General features: G+C 39.3%; 19 protein-coding genes. All 19 read left to right on the forward strand.

Annotated elements, in window-relative coordinates; genetic code table 11:
- The first annotated feature begins 256 nt into the window (after window positions 1-256).
- The 19 genes from gdhA (at window position 257) to ACWPVZ_RS02075 (ending at window position 20,113) form a co-directional block, all read left to right on the forward strand.
- Window positions 257-1,609, forward strand: a complete 1,353-nt coding sequence (gene gdhA / locus ACWPVZ_RS01985) for an NADP-specific glutamate dehydrogenase (RefSeq protein ID WP_014633961.1) — start codon at window positions 257-259, stop codon at window positions 1,607-1,609.
- A gap of 280 nt (window positions 1,610-1,889) precedes the next feature.
- Window positions 1,890-3,431: a YfhO family protein gene (locus ACWPVZ_RS01990; protein WP_227862294.1), complete on the forward strand. Its 1,542-nt coding sequence runs from the start codon at window positions 1,890-1,892 to the stop codon at window positions 3,429-3,431.
- Window positions 3,432-3,588: 157 nt separating this feature from the next.
- Window positions 3,589-3,999 carry a peptide deformylase gene (locus tag ACWPVZ_RS01995; protein WP_021144629.1) on the forward strand — a complete coding sequence of 137 codons (411 nt, stop codon included), beginning with the start codon at window positions 3,589-3,591 and terminating at the stop codon, window positions 3,997-3,999.
- 185 nt (window positions 4,000-4,184) lie between these two features.
- Entirely contained in the window at window positions 4,185-4,628 is a 444-nt protein-coding gene (locus ACWPVZ_RS02000) for a MarR family winged helix-turn-helix transcriptional regulator (RefSeq protein WP_021147155.1), read from the forward strand.
- Window positions 4,629-4,631: 3 nt separating this feature from the next.
- Complete coding sequence (locus ACWPVZ_RS02005) at window positions 4,632-6,446, forward strand: ABC transporter ATP-binding protein (protein WP_021144627.1); 1,815 nt, start codon at window positions 4,632-4,634, stop codon at window positions 6,444-6,446.
- Window positions 6,436-8,214, forward strand: coding sequence for an ABC transporter ATP-binding protein (locus tag ACWPVZ_RS02010; RefSeq protein ID WP_414341274.1), 1,779 nt, complete (start codon window positions 6,436-6,438; stop codon window positions 8,212-8,214). The genes ACWPVZ_RS02005 and ACWPVZ_RS02010 overlap by 11 nt, the downstream gene beginning before the upstream one ends.
- Before the next feature lie 107 nt (window positions 8,215-8,321).
- Entirely contained in the window at window positions 8,322-8,945 is a 624-nt protein-coding gene (locus ACWPVZ_RS02015; protein WP_414341275.1) for a GNAT family N-acetyltransferase, read from the forward strand.
- A 149-nt stretch (window positions 8,946-9,094) separates the two neighbouring features.
- Window positions 9,095-9,718 (forward strand): GTP pyrophosphokinase, encoded by a 624-nt coding sequence (locus tag ACWPVZ_RS02020; protein WP_347095772.1) that lies wholly within the window; start codon window positions 9,095-9,097, stop codon window positions 9,716-9,718.
- Window position 9,719: 1 nt separating this feature from the next.
- The gene (locus tag ACWPVZ_RS02025; protein ID WP_414341277.1) at window positions 9,720-10,397 is read left to right on the forward strand and encodes a response regulator transcription factor; all 678 of its coding nucleotides are present in this window, start codon (window positions 9,720-9,722) and stop codon (window positions 10,395-10,397) included.
- Between the two features lie 13 nt (window positions 10,398-10,410).
- A complete protein-coding gene (locus tag ACWPVZ_RS02030; protein WP_414341279.1) occupies window positions 10,411-11,634 on the forward strand; it encodes a sensor histidine kinase in 1,224 nt (407 codons plus the stop codon).
- Window positions 11,635-11,870: 236 nt separating this feature from the next.
- Window positions 11,871-12,608, forward strand: coding sequence for a UMP kinase (gene pyrH, locus ACWPVZ_RS02035; RefSeq protein WP_002885551.1), 738 nt, complete (start codon window positions 11,871-11,873; stop codon window positions 12,606-12,608).
- Window positions 12,609-12,622: 14 nt separating this feature from the next.
- Window positions 12,623-13,180: a ribosome recycling factor gene (frr, locus tag ACWPVZ_RS02040; protein ID WP_002885567.1), complete on the forward strand. Its 558-nt coding sequence runs from the start codon at window positions 12,623-12,625 to the stop codon at window positions 13,178-13,180.
- 89 nt (window positions 13,181-13,269) lie between these two features.
- On the forward strand, window positions 13,270-14,127 hold the full coding sequence (cvfB, locus tag ACWPVZ_RS02045) for an RNA-binding virulence regulatory protein CvfB (RefSeq protein ID WP_070576550.1): 858 nt from the start codon (window positions 13,270-13,272) through the stop codon (window positions 14,125-14,127).
- A gap of 8 nt (window positions 14,128-14,135) precedes the next feature.
- Window positions 14,136-14,351, forward strand: coding sequence for a YozE family protein (locus ACWPVZ_RS02050; protein WP_002885591.1), 216 nt, complete (start codon window positions 14,136-14,138; stop codon window positions 14,349-14,351).
- A gap of 238 nt (window positions 14,352-14,589) precedes the next feature.
- A complete protein-coding gene (locus ACWPVZ_RS02055) occupies window positions 14,590-15,930 on the forward strand; it encodes a LysM peptidoglycan-binding domain-containing protein (RefSeq protein WP_454380659.1) in 1,341 nt (446 codons plus the stop codon).
- A 79-nt stretch (window positions 15,931-16,009) separates the two neighbouring features.
- On the forward strand, window positions 16,010-17,071 hold the full coding sequence (locus tag ACWPVZ_RS02060) for a PhoH family protein (RefSeq protein WP_454380661.1): 1,062 nt from the start codon (window positions 16,010-16,012) through the stop codon (window positions 17,069-17,071).
- Between the two features lie 126 nt (window positions 17,072-17,197).
- Window positions 17,198-17,896 carry a hypothetical protein gene (locus tag ACWPVZ_RS02065; RefSeq protein ID WP_454380663.1) on the forward strand — a complete coding sequence of 233 codons (699 nt, stop codon included), beginning with the start codon at window positions 17,198-17,200 and terminating at the stop codon, window positions 17,894-17,896.
- Between the two features lie 152 nt (window positions 17,897-18,048).
- Window positions 18,049-19,095, forward strand: a complete 1,047-nt coding sequence (locus ACWPVZ_RS02070) for a hypothetical protein (protein ID WP_037601891.1) — start codon at window positions 18,049-18,051, stop codon at window positions 19,093-19,095.
- Window positions 19,096-19,243: 148 nt separating this feature from the next.
- Window positions 19,244-20,113 carry a hypothetical protein gene (locus ACWPVZ_RS02075; protein ID WP_454380665.1) on the forward strand — a complete coding sequence of 290 codons (870 nt, stop codon included), beginning with the start codon at window positions 19,244-19,246 and terminating at the stop codon, window positions 20,111-20,113.
- Window positions 20,114-20,211: the final 98 nt, after the last annotated feature.

Here is a 20,211-nt window from a genome sequence, read left to right on the forward strand (position 1 = left end):
TTAGAATATTTTAGCTTTAAAGTTGAAAAAAAGTTTAAAAAATTTTGGAGAAAAACTAGAAAAATAGAATCCGTTTACATTGTTGAATTGATAACTTTTTAGGAGTAGCTTAAAAAAGATAGATCACTCGATATGTCATAAAACCTAACATAAAAATCAAAAAAATAGCAGAAAATACTTGACAAGAAGATTCTGAAAATTTATACTATTCATGTAATTGAATTACTAAGGTAATTATTTGAAAGGAAACATTGATATGACAACAGGTAAAGAGTACGTTGCTAGCGTTTTTGAAAAAGTGAAAGCTCAAAATGGCCATGAGGCTGAGTTCCTTCAAGCAGTTGAAGAAGTTTTCGATTCACTTGTTCCTGTCTTCGATAAATATCCTAAATATATTGAAGAAAACCTTTTGGAACGTTTGGTTGAACCAGAACGTATCGTTTCATTCCGTGTGCCATGGGTTGACGATAAAGGACAAGTACAAGTAAACCGTGGTTTCCGTGTACAATTCTCATCAGCTATTGGTCCTTACAAAGGTGGTCTTCGTTTCCACCCATCAGTAAACCAATCAATCATCAAATTCCTTGGTTTCGAACAAATCTTTAAAAACTCATTGACTGGTCAACCAATCGGTGGTGGTAAAGGTGGATCAAACTTCGATCCTAAAGGTAAATCAGATAACGAAATCATGCGTTTCTGCCAAAGCTTCATGACTGAATTGAGCAAACACATTGGTGCAGATACAGACGTACCTGCAGGTGATATCGGTGTTGGTGGACGTGAAATTGGTTACCTCTACGGCCAATACAAACGTCTTCGTAACGAGTACACAGGTGTTCTTACTGGTAAAGGTTTGAACTGGGGTGGATCACTTGCTCGTACAGAAGCAACTGGTTACGGTGCTGTTTACTTTGCAGAACAAATGCTTAATGCACGTGGTGAAAACTTTAACGGTAAAACTGCAGTTGTTTCAGGTGCTGGTAACGTTGCCATCTACGCTATCGAAAAATTGCAAAGCCTTGGTGCTAAAGCGGTAACATGTTCTGACTCATCTGGTTTTGTTTATGATCCAGACGGAATCGACGTTGACTTGTTGAAAGAAATTAAAGAAGTTAAACGTGAACGTATCGTTAAATATGCAGAAGCTCGTCCAAATGCAACCTTCACACCTGCTGGTGGTGAAAAGACAGTTTGGTCAGTTAAAGCTGACTTGGCATTCCCATGTGCAACTCAAAATGAATTGGATGAAACAGATGCAGAAACACTTGTAGCAAATGGTGTATTGGCTGTTTCAGAAGGTGCTAACATGCCATCAACTTTGGGAGCTATTGATGTCTTCCTTAAAGCTGGTGTATCATTTGGTCCTGCCAAAGCTGCTAACGCTGGTGGTGTTGCTGTATCAGCTCTTGAGATGGCACAAAATAGCCAACGTACACAATGGACATTCGAAGAAGTTGATGCTAAACTCTACGATATCATGAAAGGTATCTACGAAAATGCTGCAACAGCTGCTAAAGAATTTGGTCATGAAGGTAACCTTGTTGTAGGTGCCAACATCGCTGGTTTCCTTAAAGTTGCAGATGCTATGTCAGCACAAGGTATCGTTTAATTAATAGACTATTACCAATAGCCTCTCAATAAAATAAGAAAAGAAGCCTGCGGGTTTCTTTTTTTGTTTAGACAGACTTAGGAGGAAGAGGAGATTTGTCCTTTTTTGGTATAATGAGCTAGTAAGAAATCTCTTTCTAGAGTAAATTTTGATGAATTAGAATACGAGAGGAGTAATCGTGAGTCTTGGAAAGGATCCCTGTGGGGCAAAAGAAAAGAAGTATACTAATCAGACAGTCATTCTAATCAGTTTCTTGATCAGCATAGTGTCAATACTGCCTATGTTCTTTTTTAGGGACAAGCTTTATGGTGATGATATTGTTTTTCACATTAACCGACTGTTATCCTTGGATACTGTCTGGAAGAGTCCTATCAATTTTACAACTAACGGAGGGACCGGACAATTAATCAATACCTTTTATCCCTGGTTAACCTATTATCCTATTTTTATAATCTATAAGCTGACTCAGTCAGTCTTTGTAGCCTGGATGAGTTTTCAATTTCTTGTTCGCTTTGTAACTTGTTTGCTTAGTTTTTACGGATTACGTTTATTGAACTATTCTGATAAACAGGTGATGGTATTTGCTACCTTTTATCTCTTTTCGGGTTATTTCTTGCACAATTCTTATTACCGGGCAGCCGTTGGCGAAACGCTGGCTATGATTTTTTTACCCCTAGTTTTCGTTGGCGTTCGTTTGATAACATTTGGAGATTATAAGAAATGGTGGGTTTTGACTCTTGGCATGCTTGGTTTAGTCTATTCCCATGTCTTGTCTGTCGTTTTGGCTTCTCTTATGATTTTCATAGCAGTGGTAGCTAGTTTTGGGATTTGGGATAATAAAAAAGAACGTATTCTAGGATTTCTTAAGGCCACTCTTGTCACTCTTAGTATGTCTCTAGCTTTCTTTGTTCCTATGATAGAGCAATTCAAGTATGTCACCCTACGAACGACTTTTAAACCGCTCCTATCCAAGACTGCCTTAAGTTTGGCAGACAACTGGGAGTTGATTCTAAAAAGCGATTTAAGGACTCCATCAGTTAATCTTCTCTATCTCCTGGGTCTAGTGCTAAGCCTAATCTTTGCTAAGCGTTTTGTGAAGGATAAGGAAGCTAGAATTTACCTTTTTATTTCTCTTGTTTTGGCTTTTTTAACTTTGAATAGTTTTCCTTGGCAGTTATTACAGGAGAGTCCAGTATCCAACCTTCAATTTCCTTGGAGATTATGGAGTTTTGCCTTGCTTTTCTTCAGTTTAGCCTTGGCTAATATCTTGGAAAATATGTCTATGAAGGCAACGACGATACTTGTCTTGTTTGGTCTTTGCCTGAATATGTTTCAGATTGTTACTGTCCAAGATAAGATGACTAAAGCCAAGAATATATTGCCAAGCAATACAAAAGTCACGAGAGAGATGCTAGCTAAGGGAACTTATAAAAATATAAATGGCGATTACACCAATAAAGAAGTGCCCTTTGGCTTTGTCTTTGACAAACATCTTTTCTTGGATAATCAGGAAATTAAGTCAACCATCAGCCGTTCTCCAAAGGAGCTAGCACTTACAGTAGATAACGAGTCAAAAGAAGCTAAAGTCTTGTCGCTACCAGTTTTCTACTATAAAGGACAAGAAGCGAGGATTGATGGAAAGCGAGTAACTACTTACTTAGCTAAGGAAAAGAATCCAACTAATCTAGTCCTACCACCAGGTAAGCATGGTGTCGTTTTGACCTATGGCTATACCCCAGTTGCCAAATTGGCAATGGGTGTATCAACTATTAGTCTTTTGGCGTTTATTGGTTATTTGTATAGAGTGAAGAAAGATGACTAAAAAGAAGCCTGTGGGTTTCTTTTTTTGTCTGTTTTACTAGAAGGGAAGCCTTTTGATATAATAGGTCAAGGTGATTAATATGAAATTGAAAACCTTTGGTTTCGATAAAAGAAGGGTATATGATTTCATAGTTTAGATAAGAAAAGGGAGTAAATAGATGATAAAAACTATCGTAAAGGATGTCTTTTTCCTTGGACAAAAATCGACAGAAGCGACTAAAGAAGACCTCTATTTGGCTAAAGATTTACGTGATACACTGGAGTTTCATAAGGATGCTTGTGTGGGGATGGCTGCCAATATGATTGGCGTTAAAAAGCGTGTTATTATCGTCAATATCGGTTTTGTTAATCTAGTTATGTTTAATCCTGTTTTAGTCAGCAAGTCCTCACCTTTTCAAACAGAGGAGTCTTGTTTGTCATTAGAGGGAAATCGTCCAACAAAACGTTATGAGTCGATTGAGGTTGCTTATTTAGATGAACAATGGATGCCTAAACAGTTAAGTTTTTCTGGCATGCCAGCCCAAATTATTCAACATGAATTGGATCATTTGGAGGGGATTATTATTTAGATAGCCTAGCCCAAGTGGGCTAGGTTTTTGAGTTCAAAGCCTTAATACTCATAGTTATGGGAGTGAGAGTGGAAAGCAATTTTCTTTCTCACTCTTTTTAGTTCTCATAAGAACTTTTTTCTTGACATTAGTTCTCATAAGAACTAAAATAGTTTCCATGAGAATTATTCAAGGAGGGACTTGCGATGCATGGAAAAGATACTTTTAGTGAATTTAGAGAATTCATCAATACTATGGAATCTCGCGTGCAAGAGTTAGGAAAGGTCCATGGGGTTGAGCATTTAGCTGGCCCACAAGGATTTGCTGTCAAGTATTTGTCTGACAATCAAGATAAAGAAATCTTTATCAAAGACATTGAAAAAAGACTATGTATTTCTAAATCAGTGGCTAGTAATTTGGTCAAACGAATGGAAAAAAATGGTTTTGTTGAGTTGGTGACATCGGACAAGGATAAACGCTACAAGTATGTTCATCTGACAGACTTGGGTAAAAAGAAAGCTCGAGATGTCAAATATTTTCGAGAGGCCATCCATGAACAGCTGTTAGAAGGTATTTCCAAAGAAGATGCTGAAATAGCCTTTCGTGTCTTTCACCAAATTCGTAAGAATTTAGAAAAAAATAAGGAGTAACTTATGTTTAAAATTTTTAAACGTTTGACGACAAAAGAGTTAATCATGATTGTCTTAGTGGTGATTTTTGTTTGCTTGAACGTCTATCTAAACTTGAAAATTCCAGACTATATGTCTGATATTACGACACTCTTATCAACTAAGGGAACTAAGGCGTCGGATATTTTTGCCTGGAATACGGATGCCCCAGGGATGCGAATGCTTTTAATGTCATTTGCAGGCTTTATGGCCTCTGTAGTGGTTGGTTTCTTAGCTGCCAGAACAGCGGCAAGTTTTACCACCCGTCTTCGTGATGATATCTTCCATCAGGTTCTAGATTTTTCGGATGCAGAGATCAAGAAATTCTCAATTCCTAGTCTTTTGACCCGTACGACAAATGATATTACCCAATTGCAGATGGTACTTACCATGGGGTTACAGGTTATTACACAGGGGCCTATCATGGCCATTTGGGCGATTACAAAGATTGCCGATAAAAATGGAAATTGGCTCCTTGCCTTGCTTGTCGCTGTGTCAGTGATTGCCATTCTCATGCTTTTCCTCTTGATTATGGTTATGCCTAAGCAACGCTTGATTCAAACTCTGACTGATAAACTGAATAGCGTAACGCGTGAATCTCTTACAGGAATTCGTGTGGTGCGTGCCTATAACGCCGAAAGTTACCAAGAGGATAAATTTGAAAAGGCCAATACTGATTTGACCCAAAACAATCTCTTTATCGGTCGTTCTTTTGCCTTACTGACACCCGTGATGACTGCTGTATCAAGTGGTTTGACACTGGCTATTTATTGGATTGGTGCGCATTTGATTGAAGATGTTAAGATTCCAACAGATCCAACTAAGATTGCTGGTGCTATGGAAAATAAGGTCCGTCTCTTCTCAGACATGGTGGTTTATTCATCTTATGCCATGCAGGTTGTGATGGGATTCATGATGATGATTGTTGTTTTCTTCCTTCTTCCACGTGCAGTTGTAGCAGCTGGTCGTATCAATGAAGTTCTAGATACCCAATCTTCAGTCTCTTATCCTGAAAATAGTTCTGAAAAACCTAAAGAAGTGGGTACTGTCGAATTTGATGATGTTTCCTTCCGTTATTCTGAAACTTCAGAGCCTGTTTTGGAGCATGTTAGCTTCAAAGCTAAAAAAGGTGACACGGTTGCCTTTATTGGTTCGACTGGATCTGGTAAATCAACGCTTGTCAACCTTATCCCACGTTTTTATGATGCCACGCAAGGAACGATCAAGGTTGACGGTGTCGATGTGCGACATTATGACCATGAAACCTTGCACAATATAGTCGGTTATATTCCACAGAAGGCAGTGCTTTTCTCAGGTGATATTACGTCAAATATGACGATGGGAACGAGCAATAACAGTCCCCTTGATGATGCTAAGATTTGGGAAGCTCTCGAATTGGCTCAAGGAAAAGACTTTGTTGAAAATAAAGAAGGTCAACTTAAAGCAGAAGTTGCCCAAGCCGGGTCTAACTTCTCAGGTGGACAGAAACAACGTTTGGCTATTGCGCGTGCCTTGGCACGTAAGCCTGAAATCTTGATTTTCGATGATTCTTTTTCAGCCTTAGACTATAAGACCGATCGTAAGTTACGTCAAGAATTGGCTGAAAAAACACAAGATATGACCAAGTTGATTGTAGCTCAACGTATCTCTACTATTATGGATGCAGACCAAATCTTGGTACTTGATCAAGGTAAGGTCGTTGGTCAAGGAACTCACAAGGAACTCTTGGCAAATAATGAGGTTTACCAAGAAATTGCCTATTCACAATTGTCTAAGGAGGAGTTAGAAAATGGAAAATAAGCCAAAAACATCATCCTATAAACGCTTAAAACCCTATATTAAAGGTTTCCAAATTCCGTTTGTCCTTGCGATTTTTGGAGCAATTATTTCAGCGGTCATTACAGTTATTGGACCAGATAAGCTTAAAGAAATTACCAATACTATTACTGAAGGTATCACACCTACAAAAATGGGGACGATTCCAGGTATTGATTTGGACAAGGTAGCAAGTATTGCTATGACCTTGGCTGTTTTATATGCGATTTCAGCCATTGTGGGTTACTTACAAAGCTTTACGGTTGCGACAGTTACACAACGCTTTTCGCAACGTTTCCGTACAGCTATCCAAAAGAAAATCAACAGTGTCCCTCTTAATTATTTCGACAGTCACTCTCAAGGGGACACCCTCTCTCGTGTGACCAATGACGTTGACCTTTTGGGACAATCGCTTAGCCAAGGCTTAGGTACCTTGATTACTTCAAGTGTTCTCTTGGTGGCAGCCATTATTATGATGTTCTACTCAAATGTCACTATGGCTTTCACTGCGATTGGTTCTGTCTTGATAGGTTTTGTTCTGGTAGCCTTCATCATGGGCTTCTCGCAACCCCTTTTCAAGCGCCAACAAGAAAATTTGGCTAATATTAATGGTTATATTGAAGAAATCTACACAGGTCAAGCAGTCGTAACGAGTTACAATGCCGCTCAAGAAAGCAGTCAGGCTTTCAAGGGGCTTAATGATAAACTCTATAAATCGATGTGGCAATCACAGTTTATCTCAGGTATTATGATGCCACTTATGATTTTCATAGGGAACTTTGGTTATGTCATGGTCTGTCTTGTGGGTGCTATCAAAGTTATTGATGGTAGCTTGACTATTGGTGATGTGGTAGCCTTCATGACCTACGTTCGTATCTTCTCACAACCTCTTTCTCAAATTGCCCAAGGGATTACACAACTCCAATCAGCTACTGCAGCCATTGGTCGTATCTTTGAATTTTTGGAAGAAAAAGATATGGACGACGAGTCAGCTAAGACAGCTGAGTTGACAGATACTAAAGGTCAAGTAGTCTTTGACCATGTTTCCTTTGGTTATACTCCTGAAAAGACTATTATTCATGACTTTTCAGCTCTTGCTAAGCCAGGTCAAAAGATTGCAATCGTTGGTCCAACGGGTGCTGGTAAGACGACTATTGTTAACCTACTTATGAAGTTCTATAACATCGACCAAGGTCGTATCACCATTGACGGTGTGGATACTAATGACATGAAGCGTGAAACTGTTCATGATCAATTCTCTATGGTGCTTCAGGATACTTGGCTCTTTGAAGGTACTATTCGTGATAATTTAATTTACAACCAAGAAAATATCTCTGACGAGCAAGTTATTGCTGCAGCCAAGGTTGTCGGTGTTCACCACTTTATCACCACACTTCCAAAAGGTTATGACACTTATTTGGATGACTCTGTGACATTATCAGTTGGTCAGAAACAGCTCTTGACCATTGCACGTGCCCTTCTGAAGGATGCCCCTCTTCTTATCTTGGATGAAGCGACATCATCTGTTGACACCAGAACAGAAGAATTGATTCAAAAAGCCATGGACAAACTTATGGAAGGTCGGACTTCCTTTGTCATTGCTCACCGCTTATCAACCATTCGAAATGCTGATCTAATCCTTGTGATGAAAGATGGGAATATTATTGAACAAGGAAATCATGATGAGCTCATGGCAGCAGATGGTTTCTATGCTGATCTTTATAATAGTCAATTTACAGAAGAAGTTGCCTAAACTTTTCTTATAAAATTATAAGATTTTACAAAAAACCATAGAACGTATGACTGTCAGTCATGCGTTTTGTGTTATACTGAAAAAAACAGACAGATTAGGAGATTAAGATGCAATATCGCAAAGCAAGACTAGACGAAGTTCAGGAAGTGGCACAAGTATGTGCAGATGCCTTTGAAGATTATCCCTATCTTTCAATGATTGCCACTAATTTAAAGAATCCTGAACAGTATGAGGAATTTGTCTTAGCCTTGCAGGAAATGTTGGTGCGTTTAGCTATAAAGATGGATTCGTGTTTGGTGGCTGAAAAGGATGGTCGCATTGTTGCGGCAGCTATTTTACAGCATCAGACGATTTCTATGCTTAACTATCTCCAGAACGGAGCGACCAAGCTTTTCCGTTTCATAAGCATCACTAAGTTGTTTAAGTACTTTAATTTTGTTGAAGAGTCTGAAAGACATCTGGAGGATTCTGCAGAATACGATTGGTACCTGATGATGTTAGCAGTAACTCCAGATTATCAAAGAAAAGGTATAGGAAGTCGTTTCTTGCTTGAAGGGGTTGAACCTTTTGTACGTAGTACAGGAGGTCGTAGTCTTGGCTTGATTACCAATCGCGATTACAATGTGCCTTTCTATGAGAAAAATGGCTACAAGCAATGTGGTTATAAGGTCTTGACCTATGAGAAGCATAAATTGGGCAACTGGCCTTTTGTCAAACCACTTGATGCATAGCCTTGTGTTAATAAAACTTAGATAAGCAAATTGAATCTGGCTTCGGCTGGATTTTTTCTTATTCTTTAAGAGACTCTCATAGCTGGCTTATTCCTTATTTTTAAGCCTATCTATGCTATAATTAAGGAATGGTATTAGAGGAGGTTTATATGTTAACTCCAAGTATTTATGGGGAATATGCTCAGTATCTCCCCAAGATTTTACAAGAAATAACAGACCCGATTATTGCGGCTAATATTACTAGCAAAAAAGAAACAGGCTTCAAACTCTATGAACATTTTATTTCACGAATCAAAGAGAGCGATTCTATGCGTGAAAAGTGTCGTCGGAAAAATTTGCCTGAAACCAGTCAGTCTGCCCTCAAGGAAATCCGTGACAGTATAGGGCTTCGAATTGTTTGTGGCTTTGTCGATGATATTTACAAGACTATCGATGTCATTAAGACTATCCCTGGCGTCTCTATCTATAACGAGAAAGATTACATTTTAAATGCTAAGCCTAATGGTTATCGTTCATATCATCTCATTTTGGAAGTAGAAACCGAGTTTCCAGATGTCTTAGGAAATGAGAGAGGAACCTATTTTGTTGAGGTTCAGCTTCGAACCATTGCTCAAGATTCGTGGGCCAGTTTGGAGCATCAGATGAAGTACAAGCACGATATCAAGAATCCAGAAATGATTACCCGTGAGCTTAAGCGCTGTGCGGATGAATTAGCTTCATGTGATTTGACCATGCAGACCATCCGTAACTTAATTCAAGAAGGAGGGGACTAGAATGGCTTTGAAAATTCTACTAGCTGAGGATGAGGAAGCTCTTTCTCGAGTTTACAAGGCGGCTCTTGAGCATCAAGGCTATGAGGTGGATCAGGCCTTTAACGGTCAAGAGGCAGTTGACCTAGCTGCACAAAATGCCTATCAAGTAATGATTATGGATATCATGATGCCCATTAAAACAGGTATTGAGGCCCTGAAAGAGATTCGCTCCTCTGGGAATACGACGCATGTCATTATGTTGACGGCCATGGCTGAAGTTGATGATCGTGTGACAGGACTTGACGCTGGGGCAGACGATTACTTGACCAAGCCGATTTCTCTTAAAGAACTTTTGGCTCGTTTGCGCTCGCTAGAGCGTCGTGTTAGTGAGACCTTTACTGCCAAAATTTTGACACTTGGTTCTGTACGTTTGGATCAGGAGGAACAGGAGTTGGTAGCTGGCAACGCCATTAGACTTTCGAGCAGAGAGACCAAGCTAATGGCTCACTTCATGTTCAATCCTGCCAAGAAATTAACGACTGAGCACCTTTTTAAGACCATCTGGGATGATGAGGAAGATGTGGACGAGTCGATTGTCTGGGTCTATATTTCCTATTTACGTCAGAAATTGCAAGCCATCCAGGCTGATATCAGCATTCTTGGTGAAAAGGGTGGTGACTTTTGCCTTCTTGCCAATTAGAGAGGGGTAGTTCATGTTTAGACGTTTACGACTTCAATTTATTACGATTGCTTCCTTGGCTATTCTCTTTATCTTGGTTTTTACAGTGGGAATCATCAATACTGTGAGGTCCTTTCAGACAGAACAGGAAATTAGTAAGGTTCTCAACACGCTTACAGAAAATAATGGTAGTTTCGGAAAAACTAAAAAAATTGAGACCAATCAAGGGCGTGAAATTCCATCGGATAGTTTTCGTTTTTTCAGTGTGACCTTATCTGGTGATAAAGTGGTCAGTCAGGATACCAGCCATACTTCTTTAATAGATGATGAAGAAGCTGTTAGCTATGCACTTGCAGCTAGCCGTATGACGAATACTTTTGGAACAATTAGAGAAAAAAATATCAATCTGAGTTATCAGGTTAGCAAAGTCAGCAAAAATAAGATTCTTGTGGTCTTCCTGGACACGACCTCTTATTACAATTCTTCCCAAGCCTTGCTCAGTCTTTCTATCCTCTTATCAATGTTTGGGTTTATCTTTTTTGTCGTCATTGTCAGTGCCTTATCAGGAATCGTCATTCGTCCCTTCATTCGAAACTACGAAAAGCAGCGACGTTTTATTACCAATGCTAGTCATGAATTAAAGACACCATTGGCCATTATTTCTGCCAATACGGAGCTACAGGAACTCATGACTGGAGAGAACGAATGGACCAAGTCAACGAATGACCAGGTGGCACGTTTGACCACTCTAATCAATTCTCTGGTAGCCCTATCTCGTCTGGAGGAGCAGCCGGATATTGTTCTTCAAGATGTCGATTTTTCCTATATTACTGAGGATGCAGCAGAGGACTTTAAGGGACCTGTCGTTCGAGACGGTAAATCTTTTGTCATGGACATCACACCGAATATTCATGTAAAGGCAGAGGAGAAGTCCCTCTTTGAACTTGTGACTCTCCTTGTGGATAATGCTAACAAGTATTGTGATCCAGAAGGGACAGTTACGGTAAGACTTCGTCAGATTGGAAGAACGCGAAAACGGGCTCGTTTAGAAGTGTCAAACACCTATAAAGAAGGTAAGACTGTTGACTATAGCAAGTTTTTTGAGCGTTTTTATCGTATTGAAGAATCCCATAATAACAAAGAACACAAAGGTTTTGGCATTGGCCTGTCCATGGCTCAAAGTATGGTCAAATTATTTAAGGGGCGTATCTTTGCCTCTTATAAAAATGACACCATCACCTTTACAGTTATCTTGTAAGGATATTTTTTAAATATTTGACTAGGTGAAAACCCTAATTTATGATAAAATAGTAAGGATGAAGATTTAGTGTTTTCTTTGCAAAAAAAGAAAACATTTTCCTATCCTAATCATAAAAAGGAGTTGCTCGAATAAGCCCCTTAACCACCTTAAAAGGATGGTAATTGACGACTTAGGAAAGATGAATCTCAGCTAAGAATTAAATCATAAAACAAAATAGTTAATAGGGAGAAATCATGGCAGAACCAAAATACAAACGTGTCCTCATTAAGCTTTCAGGTGAAGCTCTAGCTGGTGAACGAGGTGTTGGGATTGATCTTCCAACTGTCCAAGCTATGGCTAAAGAAATTGCTGAGGTAGCGGATTCAGGTATTCAAATTGCTCTAGTTATCGGTGGTGGTAACCTTTGGCGTGGGGAACCTGCAGCTGAAGCAGGAATGGATCGTGTTCAAGCAGACTATACTGGTATGCTTGGAACAACTATGAATGCCCTTGTTATGGCAGATAGTTTGAAACAACTCGGTGTTGATACACGTGTTCAGACAGCGATTGATATGAAATCTGTGGCAGAGCCTTATATTCGTGGTCGTGCCCTTCGTCACCTTGAAAAAGGTCGTATTGTTATCTTTGCAGCAGGTATTGGTTCGCCATACTTCTCAACAGATACAACAGCGGCTCTTCGTGCAGCTGAAATTGAAGCTGATGCTATTCTTATGGCTAAAAACGGCGTTGATGGTGTCTACAATGACGACCCTCGTAAAAACGCTGATGCTGTCAAATTTGATGAATTGACACACGTGGAAGTTATCAAACGTGGTTTGAAAATTATGGATGCCACAGCTTCTACCCTTTCAATGGATAATGACATTGACCTTGTTGTCTTCAACATGAACGAACCAGGAAACATCAAACGTGTTATCTTTGGTGAGCAAATTGGAACAACCGTATCTAACAAAGCAGAATCACACAAGTAAGAAAGAGAGAATTTATGACAAACGCAATTATTGAAAAAGCAAAAGAACGTTTCGCCCACTCACACGAGTCATTGGCCCGTGAATTTGGCTCTATCCGTGCAGGTCGTGCCAATGCCTCACTTCTTGACCGTATCACTGTAGAATACTATGGTGCTCCAACACCACTTAACCAATTGGCTTCAATCACGGTTCCTGAAGCACGTGTCCTTTTGATTTCACCATTTGATAAAGGTTCAATTGCTGATATCGAACGTGCGATCAATGAATCTGACCTTGGAATCAACCCAGCTAATGATGGTTCTGTTGTGCGCTTGGTTATCCCAGCACTTACAGAAGAAACACGTAAAGAGTTGGCTAAAGAAGTGAAAAAAGTCGGCGAAAATGCTAAAATCGCTATCCGTAACATCCGCCGTGACGCTATGGATGAAGCTAAGAAGCAAGAAAAAGACAAAGAAATCACAGAAGATCAATTAAAAGCTTTGGAAAAAGATATCCAAAAAGCAACTGATGACGCTGTTAAGAAGATTGACAGCATGACAGCAGAAAAGGAAAAAGAACTCCTTACTGTTTAATCAATAGAAAAATAAGGAGAGTGGGACAGAAGCAAAAGAGCATGGACTATGTTAGCTTCCTTGTCCGACTCTCTTTTTAGAGGAAAAAGATGAATACATTACTTGGAACGATCATTACTGCCCTAGTAACTGATGAAAATGATAAATTTTACTTTGTACAAAAGGACGGTGTGACTTTTGCTTTATCTAAAGAAGAAGGAGAACACGCTATTGGTGACATGGTGACAGGCTTCGCCTATACAGATAGCAAGCAAAAATCACGTCTAACACAAAAGGAAATCAAGGCAACTCGTGATTCTTATGATTGGGGAGAGGTCACTGAAGTCCGTAAGGATTTGGGTGTCTTTGTAGACGTAGGAATTCCAGATAAGGAGATTGTTGTCTCTCTCGATGTTTTGCCAGAACTCAAAGAGCTTTGGCCTAAGAAGGGGGATAAACTCTTCATCAAACTCGATGTTGACAAAAAAGACCGTATTTGGGGACTTCCTGCCGAACCTGAGGTCTTTCAACGTATGGCTGGACCTGCTTATGATAATATGCAAAACCAAAAATGGCCAGCTATTGCCTACCGTCTCAAATTGTCAGGAACTTTTGTTTATTTGCCAGAGAATAACATGCTTGGTTTCATCCATCCATCAGAACGTTATGCAGAGCCACGTTTAGGTCAGGTCCTTGAAGCGCGTGTGATTGGGTTCAGAGAAGTTGACCGAACCCTCAATCTTTCTCTTAAGCCACGTTCTTTTGAAATGCTTGAAAATGATGCTCAGATGATTTTGACCTATTTAGAGAGCAATGGTGGCTTTATGACACTTAATGACAAGTCATCACCAGCAGATATCAAGGCAACCTTCGGTATTTCTAAGGGTCAATTTAAGAAGGCTCTAGGTGGTCTAATGAAGGCAAAAAAAATCAAACAAGATCAGTTTGGAACAGAATTAATCGGTTAGGAGAAGGCATGAGAAAATCCTTTTATACTTGGCTGATGGCCCAGCGTAATCCCAAATCCAATGAACCAGTAGCAATCTTGGCTGATTTGGCTTTTGAAGATTCAACCTTCCCGAAGCATACTGATGACTTTGAAGAAGTCAGTCGTTACTTGGAAGATCAAGCTAGCTTTTCCTTTAATCTAGGGCAGTTTGACCAGATTTGGGAAGATTATCTAGCCCATTAATAGTGACTAAGTTTACGATAAGCATAATGACTTTTAGCATTTTCTTTAAAAAGTAATTACCATTTGAAATGGGATGAATTGTTACATTTTTTTACAAATATATCAGATGTTTTTCAATAAATTAGGCTTGTTACAACTAGTTAGTAATTGCTTTAAAGAGCAGTAAATCATAACTTTTTTGATGGAAAGTGTGGTATTATTGTAGATGTTAAAATTGTTAAAAAGGAATGAATTATACATGTTATCAAAATCTAAAACAACAAAGGCTCTTCTATACTCGACCGCAGCACTTTCACTTTTTGCTGCAAGTCACGTACATGCCGATGAAACTTCAAACTGGGCAGCACGTTCAGTAGATCAAATCAAAGCAGATATCGCTGTAAGTGATAACCAACAAACTTATACAGTTCAATACGGTGATACTTTGGGAAGTATCGCTGAAGCAATGGGTATCAATGTGAACGTTTTGGCTAACATCAATCAAATTACAAACATTGATTTGATTTACCCTGGAACAGTCTTGACAGCAACTTACAATTCTGATAATCAAGCAGTCTCTGTTAAAGTTGAAACTCCAGCTTCAGAAACATCAACCACACCTGTAGTTGCAGAAGCTAATTTGACAACTAACGAAGTGACTGTAAACGGTCAATCTGTAGTTGCGGCGGACTTGACGGCTCCAGTTGAAACAGTAAGCACAACAGCTACTCAAGCACCTGCTACAGAAGAATCAACTCAAGCTGTTTCAGAAGTAACAGAAGCTATCGCATCAGCATCAGAAGCACCAGCATACGCAGAAACTGAACAACCAGTTGCTGATGCTATTGATCATGTAACTGCGTCAGCAGAAGCTACACCTGATGCAGAAACTACTCCAGCTGCTGCAACACCAGAACAACCTGAAGTAAAAGAAGAAGCACCAGCAGCAACATCAGAAGCGTCTTCAGAAGCACCAGCAACTTCAGAGGCACCAGCAGAACAACCAGCTGCAGAGCCAGCAGCAACATCAGAAGCTGCTTCAGAGGCACCAGCGGCTTCAGAGGCGCCAGCAGAACAGCCAGCGGTAGAACCAGCAGCAACATCAGAAGTAGCATCAGAAGCACCAGCGGCTTCAGAGGCACCAGCAGCACAGCCAGCGGTAGAACCAGCAGCAACATCAGAAGTAGCATCAGAAGCACCAGCGGCTTCAGAGGCACCAGCAGCACAACCTGCATCAACAAATACACTTCCAACGGATCCACACCTTCAACCACAAGCTGAAGCTTTCCGTCAAGATGTAGCAGCACAATTCGGTCTTACTGATATCGGTGGTTACCGTGAAGGTGACCCACAAGACCATGGTCAAGGACTTGCCGTTGACGTTATGGTACCAGTTGGTTCAGAAGTTGGTAATCAAGTCGCACAATATGCTGTAGACAATATCTCAAATGCAGGTATTTCATACATCATCTACAGACAACAATTCTACGCACCAGTAGATAATATCTACGGACCAGCCAACACTTGGAACCAAATGCCTGACCGTGGTAGCGTTACTGAAAACCACTATGACCACGTTCACGTATCATTCAACGCATAATTAAGAATTACAAAAAGTCACGCCTGGCGTGATTTTTTTGATATAATGGAGAAAAAGACGAAAGAAAGAGGAACTCTATTTGCAAGAGTATTCTGTTGAAATTACCCTAAATCACCCAGATGATGTCTTGTCACTTTTTGGGACCAATGAGCGCCATCTAAAACTTATCGAAGAAAACCTAAATGTTATCATTCATGCTCGAACAGAGCGTGTGCAAATCCTTGGAGATGACGAAGAAAGTGTCAAATTGGCCCGCTTGACCATTCAAGCCCTCCTTGTTTTAGTGGAGCGAGGGATGTTAGTTAACACTTCAGATGTTGTCGCAGCCTTGACCATGGCTCAAGATGGTTCGATTGATAAGTTTGTTGCTTTATATGAAGAAGAGATTATCAAGGACAATAGTGGTAAGCCTATCCGAGTGAAGACTTTAGGACAAAAGGTCTATGTTGATAGCATTAAAAATCATGATGTGGTCTTTGGGATTGGTCCAGCCGGTACAGGGAAGACCTTTTTAGCGGTTACCCTTGCAGTTACAGCTCTTAAACGTGGTCAAGTTAAACGTATTGTTCTAACGCGTCCGGCGGTTGAGGCAGGTGAAAGTCTTGGCTTTTTGCCTGGCGATCTCAAGGAAAAGGTAGATCCTTACCTTCGTCCAGTTTATGATGCCCTCTATCAAATTCTTGGCAAAGAGCAAACGACTCGCCTAATGGAACGTGAAATTATTGAGATTGCCCCTCTTGCTTATATGCGTGGTCGTACCCTCGAAGATGCCTTTGTTATCCTTGATGAAGCGCAAAATACAACCATCATGCAGATGAAGATGTTCTTGACTCGTCTTGGGTTTAATTCTAAGATGATTGTCAATGGAGATATGAGCCAGATTGACCTTCCACGTCGTGTTAAATCTGGTCTTGTCGATGCCATGGAGAAATTGAAGGGAATCAAGGCTATTGATTTTGTTCATTTCTCTGCCAGTGATGTCGTACGTCACCCAGTTGTTGCCGATATCATTAATGCTTATGAAAAAGATGCACCTAAGTTTGATCTTGAGAAAAAATCAGAAGAATCAGACCAGGCTAAAGAAGTAGTATCAGGATTGACCGAATACCCAGTCATTGGTGCTGAGGATCTTAAAAAGTAAATAGATGAAAAGAGGTTTGAGAGTATGAGTTCCCAACCTCTTTTTCTTTGGTAGTCAAGTCACAGATTTCCTCTCTATTTTTGGTAAAATAGTATTAAAGAGTAGGCTAATATGAAGGGGAGAGGTATGACTAAGGCAAAAAAATGGAAGATTGGGATTATTGCTTTTCTAGGACTTGTTACGACAGTTTTGATTGCCATAGGAGAGGGAAGATTTTGGAAGTATCAACAGAACTATATTCCAGATGGTACCTATCAGATGGTAAAATATGAAGCTAAATCGGCATATTCCAATGAATTGATAAATTGGACTGAGCGAGGAGAGAATAATGATAGCTTATATGAGGATTTTATAGTTGTTGAGAATATGAAATCTCAATTTTATTATGTTTTTGTGGGGGATGGGGAACCTTTTGTCTTACCATTTGAGCATGATGAAAAGCTTCCACAGACTTTTGACCCACATACTGGGACTTTGAAACAGGATTTAACAGTCTCTGAATATAAAGCTCTAGGGATTTCTCATATTGATAAGATTTCTAAAAAGGGAGAGGAGTACTCAAACGTAAAGGAAGTATCTGTCCAAAGGTGTGTAGACGATTATAAAAAAATGTTGAAGCAAAAAAGAACTTATGAAAAGCGACCTAATGGTCTCGTTCTGACTGTTTATGCTGATGATGGACATATTGAGTCGCGTAGAACTTTTAAACGATTGAGCTCAGAGGAAGCCAAAGAGGTCAAAAGTGGTTATGATTGGGATTATGAGTATTCCTTGAAGTATTATAATTATTCAAGGCATGATGGGGATTATCTCATCTGGCGTTGAACTACTTACCGACCAAGTACCTCTTTACTATCGAGAATCATAGCCAAATGTTTTATTAAAAAAACTTACAGTCTTTATGATAATTGTCAAATACTATTTCACCATTTATTTTGGTACAATAGAACAGTAGACCAATAAAAAAGGAGATTATTATGAACCAGCAAGAGTGGATTGAGTACTTTGAATTAGTCAACGGTCGTAAACCAACTCCCGAAGAGTTATCTCAAGCTCAAGCAGCAGGCGAGTTTATCCTTGAACGACCTAATATTTTTAGCTCAAATGGACAAGTGACGGAGCAAAGACCGATTAAACCAGCTGAACCTGTAATTGCTATGACGCAACAGCCTCAGTTTGCCCAAGCAACAGCAACCTTCCAACAAGTAGTACCCCCTAAAAAAGGTATGTCTAAGAAAACTAAGATTATTTTGGCATCAGTCTTAGGTTCCTTGGCAGCGATTTTACTTATCGTTGGAGGCTATTCACTATGGCGCTACCAATCAGGTAAGATTGCGGATGGAACATATGAGGTAGTGGCCTATTCTTATCGTGATGAAGATAAAGATAAGATGGTAAATGCTTTCGATGAATTTGATGATGTCTACTCCTTTGTAGAAGTAAAAAATAATAGATCTAGATACTATTCTTATCTCGAGGACAATAAATCACCTTATGTTAGCTTGTTAGAGTATGAACATGAAATCCCTCAGCAGTTCGATCCATGGAATAAAACTCAGACAGAAGTTTTAACAGTTGAAGAGCTTGAATCTACAGTCAAAGACTTCATGAAAGATATGTCTAAGGATTATTCTTTTTACACTAAAGACGCTACAAAAGAAGCCGTTAAAGAATCTGTAAAATCTTACAAGAAATCTCTCAAAGAAAAACGAACTTACGTCAAAAAAGGTAACGAGTATACGCTATCTACTTATGACAAGGATGGAGAGCTTCAATCCCGTGTTACTTTTAAGCGTATGAGTAAGGGGGATGCTGAAGAGCGTTGGGATGATTATAAGGATGCAATTAAAGATTATAAGAAAGAATTGAAGACTTATAGTGATCAGTACGACGAGTATAAGGATTACTTTAATTATGGTTATGGAGGTGACTACGGTTATGGTTACAGCGATGACTATGGTAGTGGTTCTAAATCAGGCTCTGACGATAGTAAAAGCAGCAAAAGAGGCATTGATAAAATTTAATCAGCCAATGATGTAAATGAGCAAAGTGGTACAAGAAGGAGAGCTAAAACTCCATCTTGGTACCGCTTTTCTTTTTATGAAAATAGTCAAATAGCTTTGGAGTCTTTTTTCTGGTAGAATGGAAATATCAATGAAAAAGGGGACTTTTATGAACGAAAAAGAGTGGTTAGATTATTTCGAAACAATCAATAATCGTAAGCCGACAGAGGAAGAAATCCAACAAGCAAAAGCTAATGGGGAATTTATTTCTCAAGGGCCTAGGGTAGAGAAAGTCAAGCCACAAGTTCAACTCAGAGAACAGGTGACACAACCAGTTTTACAAGTTAGGACTCCTAAAACAGGATTGTCTAAGAAGGCAAAAATCATAATAGTTTCTCTAGTTGGGACCATTCTTCTAGTGGTACTTTCCTTGGGTGCCTACGCCTTTATTCACCTGCAAAGAGGTAAAATTCCTGAGGGAACCTATCTAATTGAATCTCACTATTATTATGACAAAGATGAGAAAGAGATGGTTGATGTTTTAGAGTATAATGAATCCATCGATATATATGTTCGAGACTTTGTTAAAGTAAGAGGCAATCATTTAAAAACATGTGATTATTTTTTAAGTAATGGCGAAGGCTATGTTTATAAGATAGATTATATGACTGGTTATAATTTCGACTGTGACGCTTGGTCAAGGAGTCTTAAGCATACTTGGACACTTTCAGAATATGAAGATATGGTTGGTAAGCTTCTAAGAAAATACTATAAGGGTGCTCCTCTTAAAACTGAGTCGGGAATTGAGAGAGACATAAAAGAATATAGAAAAAGGTATAAATCAGAGTTGAAAAGGACTTATCGTTATAAGTTAATAGGAGACAGACTAACAATTATTAGCTATGATGGAGATGGGGAAATTCATTCTGTGCGGACCTTCAAACGCTTGTCCAAAGCAAAAGAGGAGAAATTACAATCTGACTATGATAAATTCTCTAAGAAGGATAGGGAGTTGAAAAAGTTAATATTAAGCTTTTAGTTGCGAATGTCATTCAAAGTGGATCTTATGTTCCTCTCAAATTAATATTATTTAAAACCAGCTAGTCTGGTTTTTTTAGTGTCCAAAACGTGCTATAA

The organism is Streptococcus sp. Marseille-Q6379, assembly GCF_965119505.1.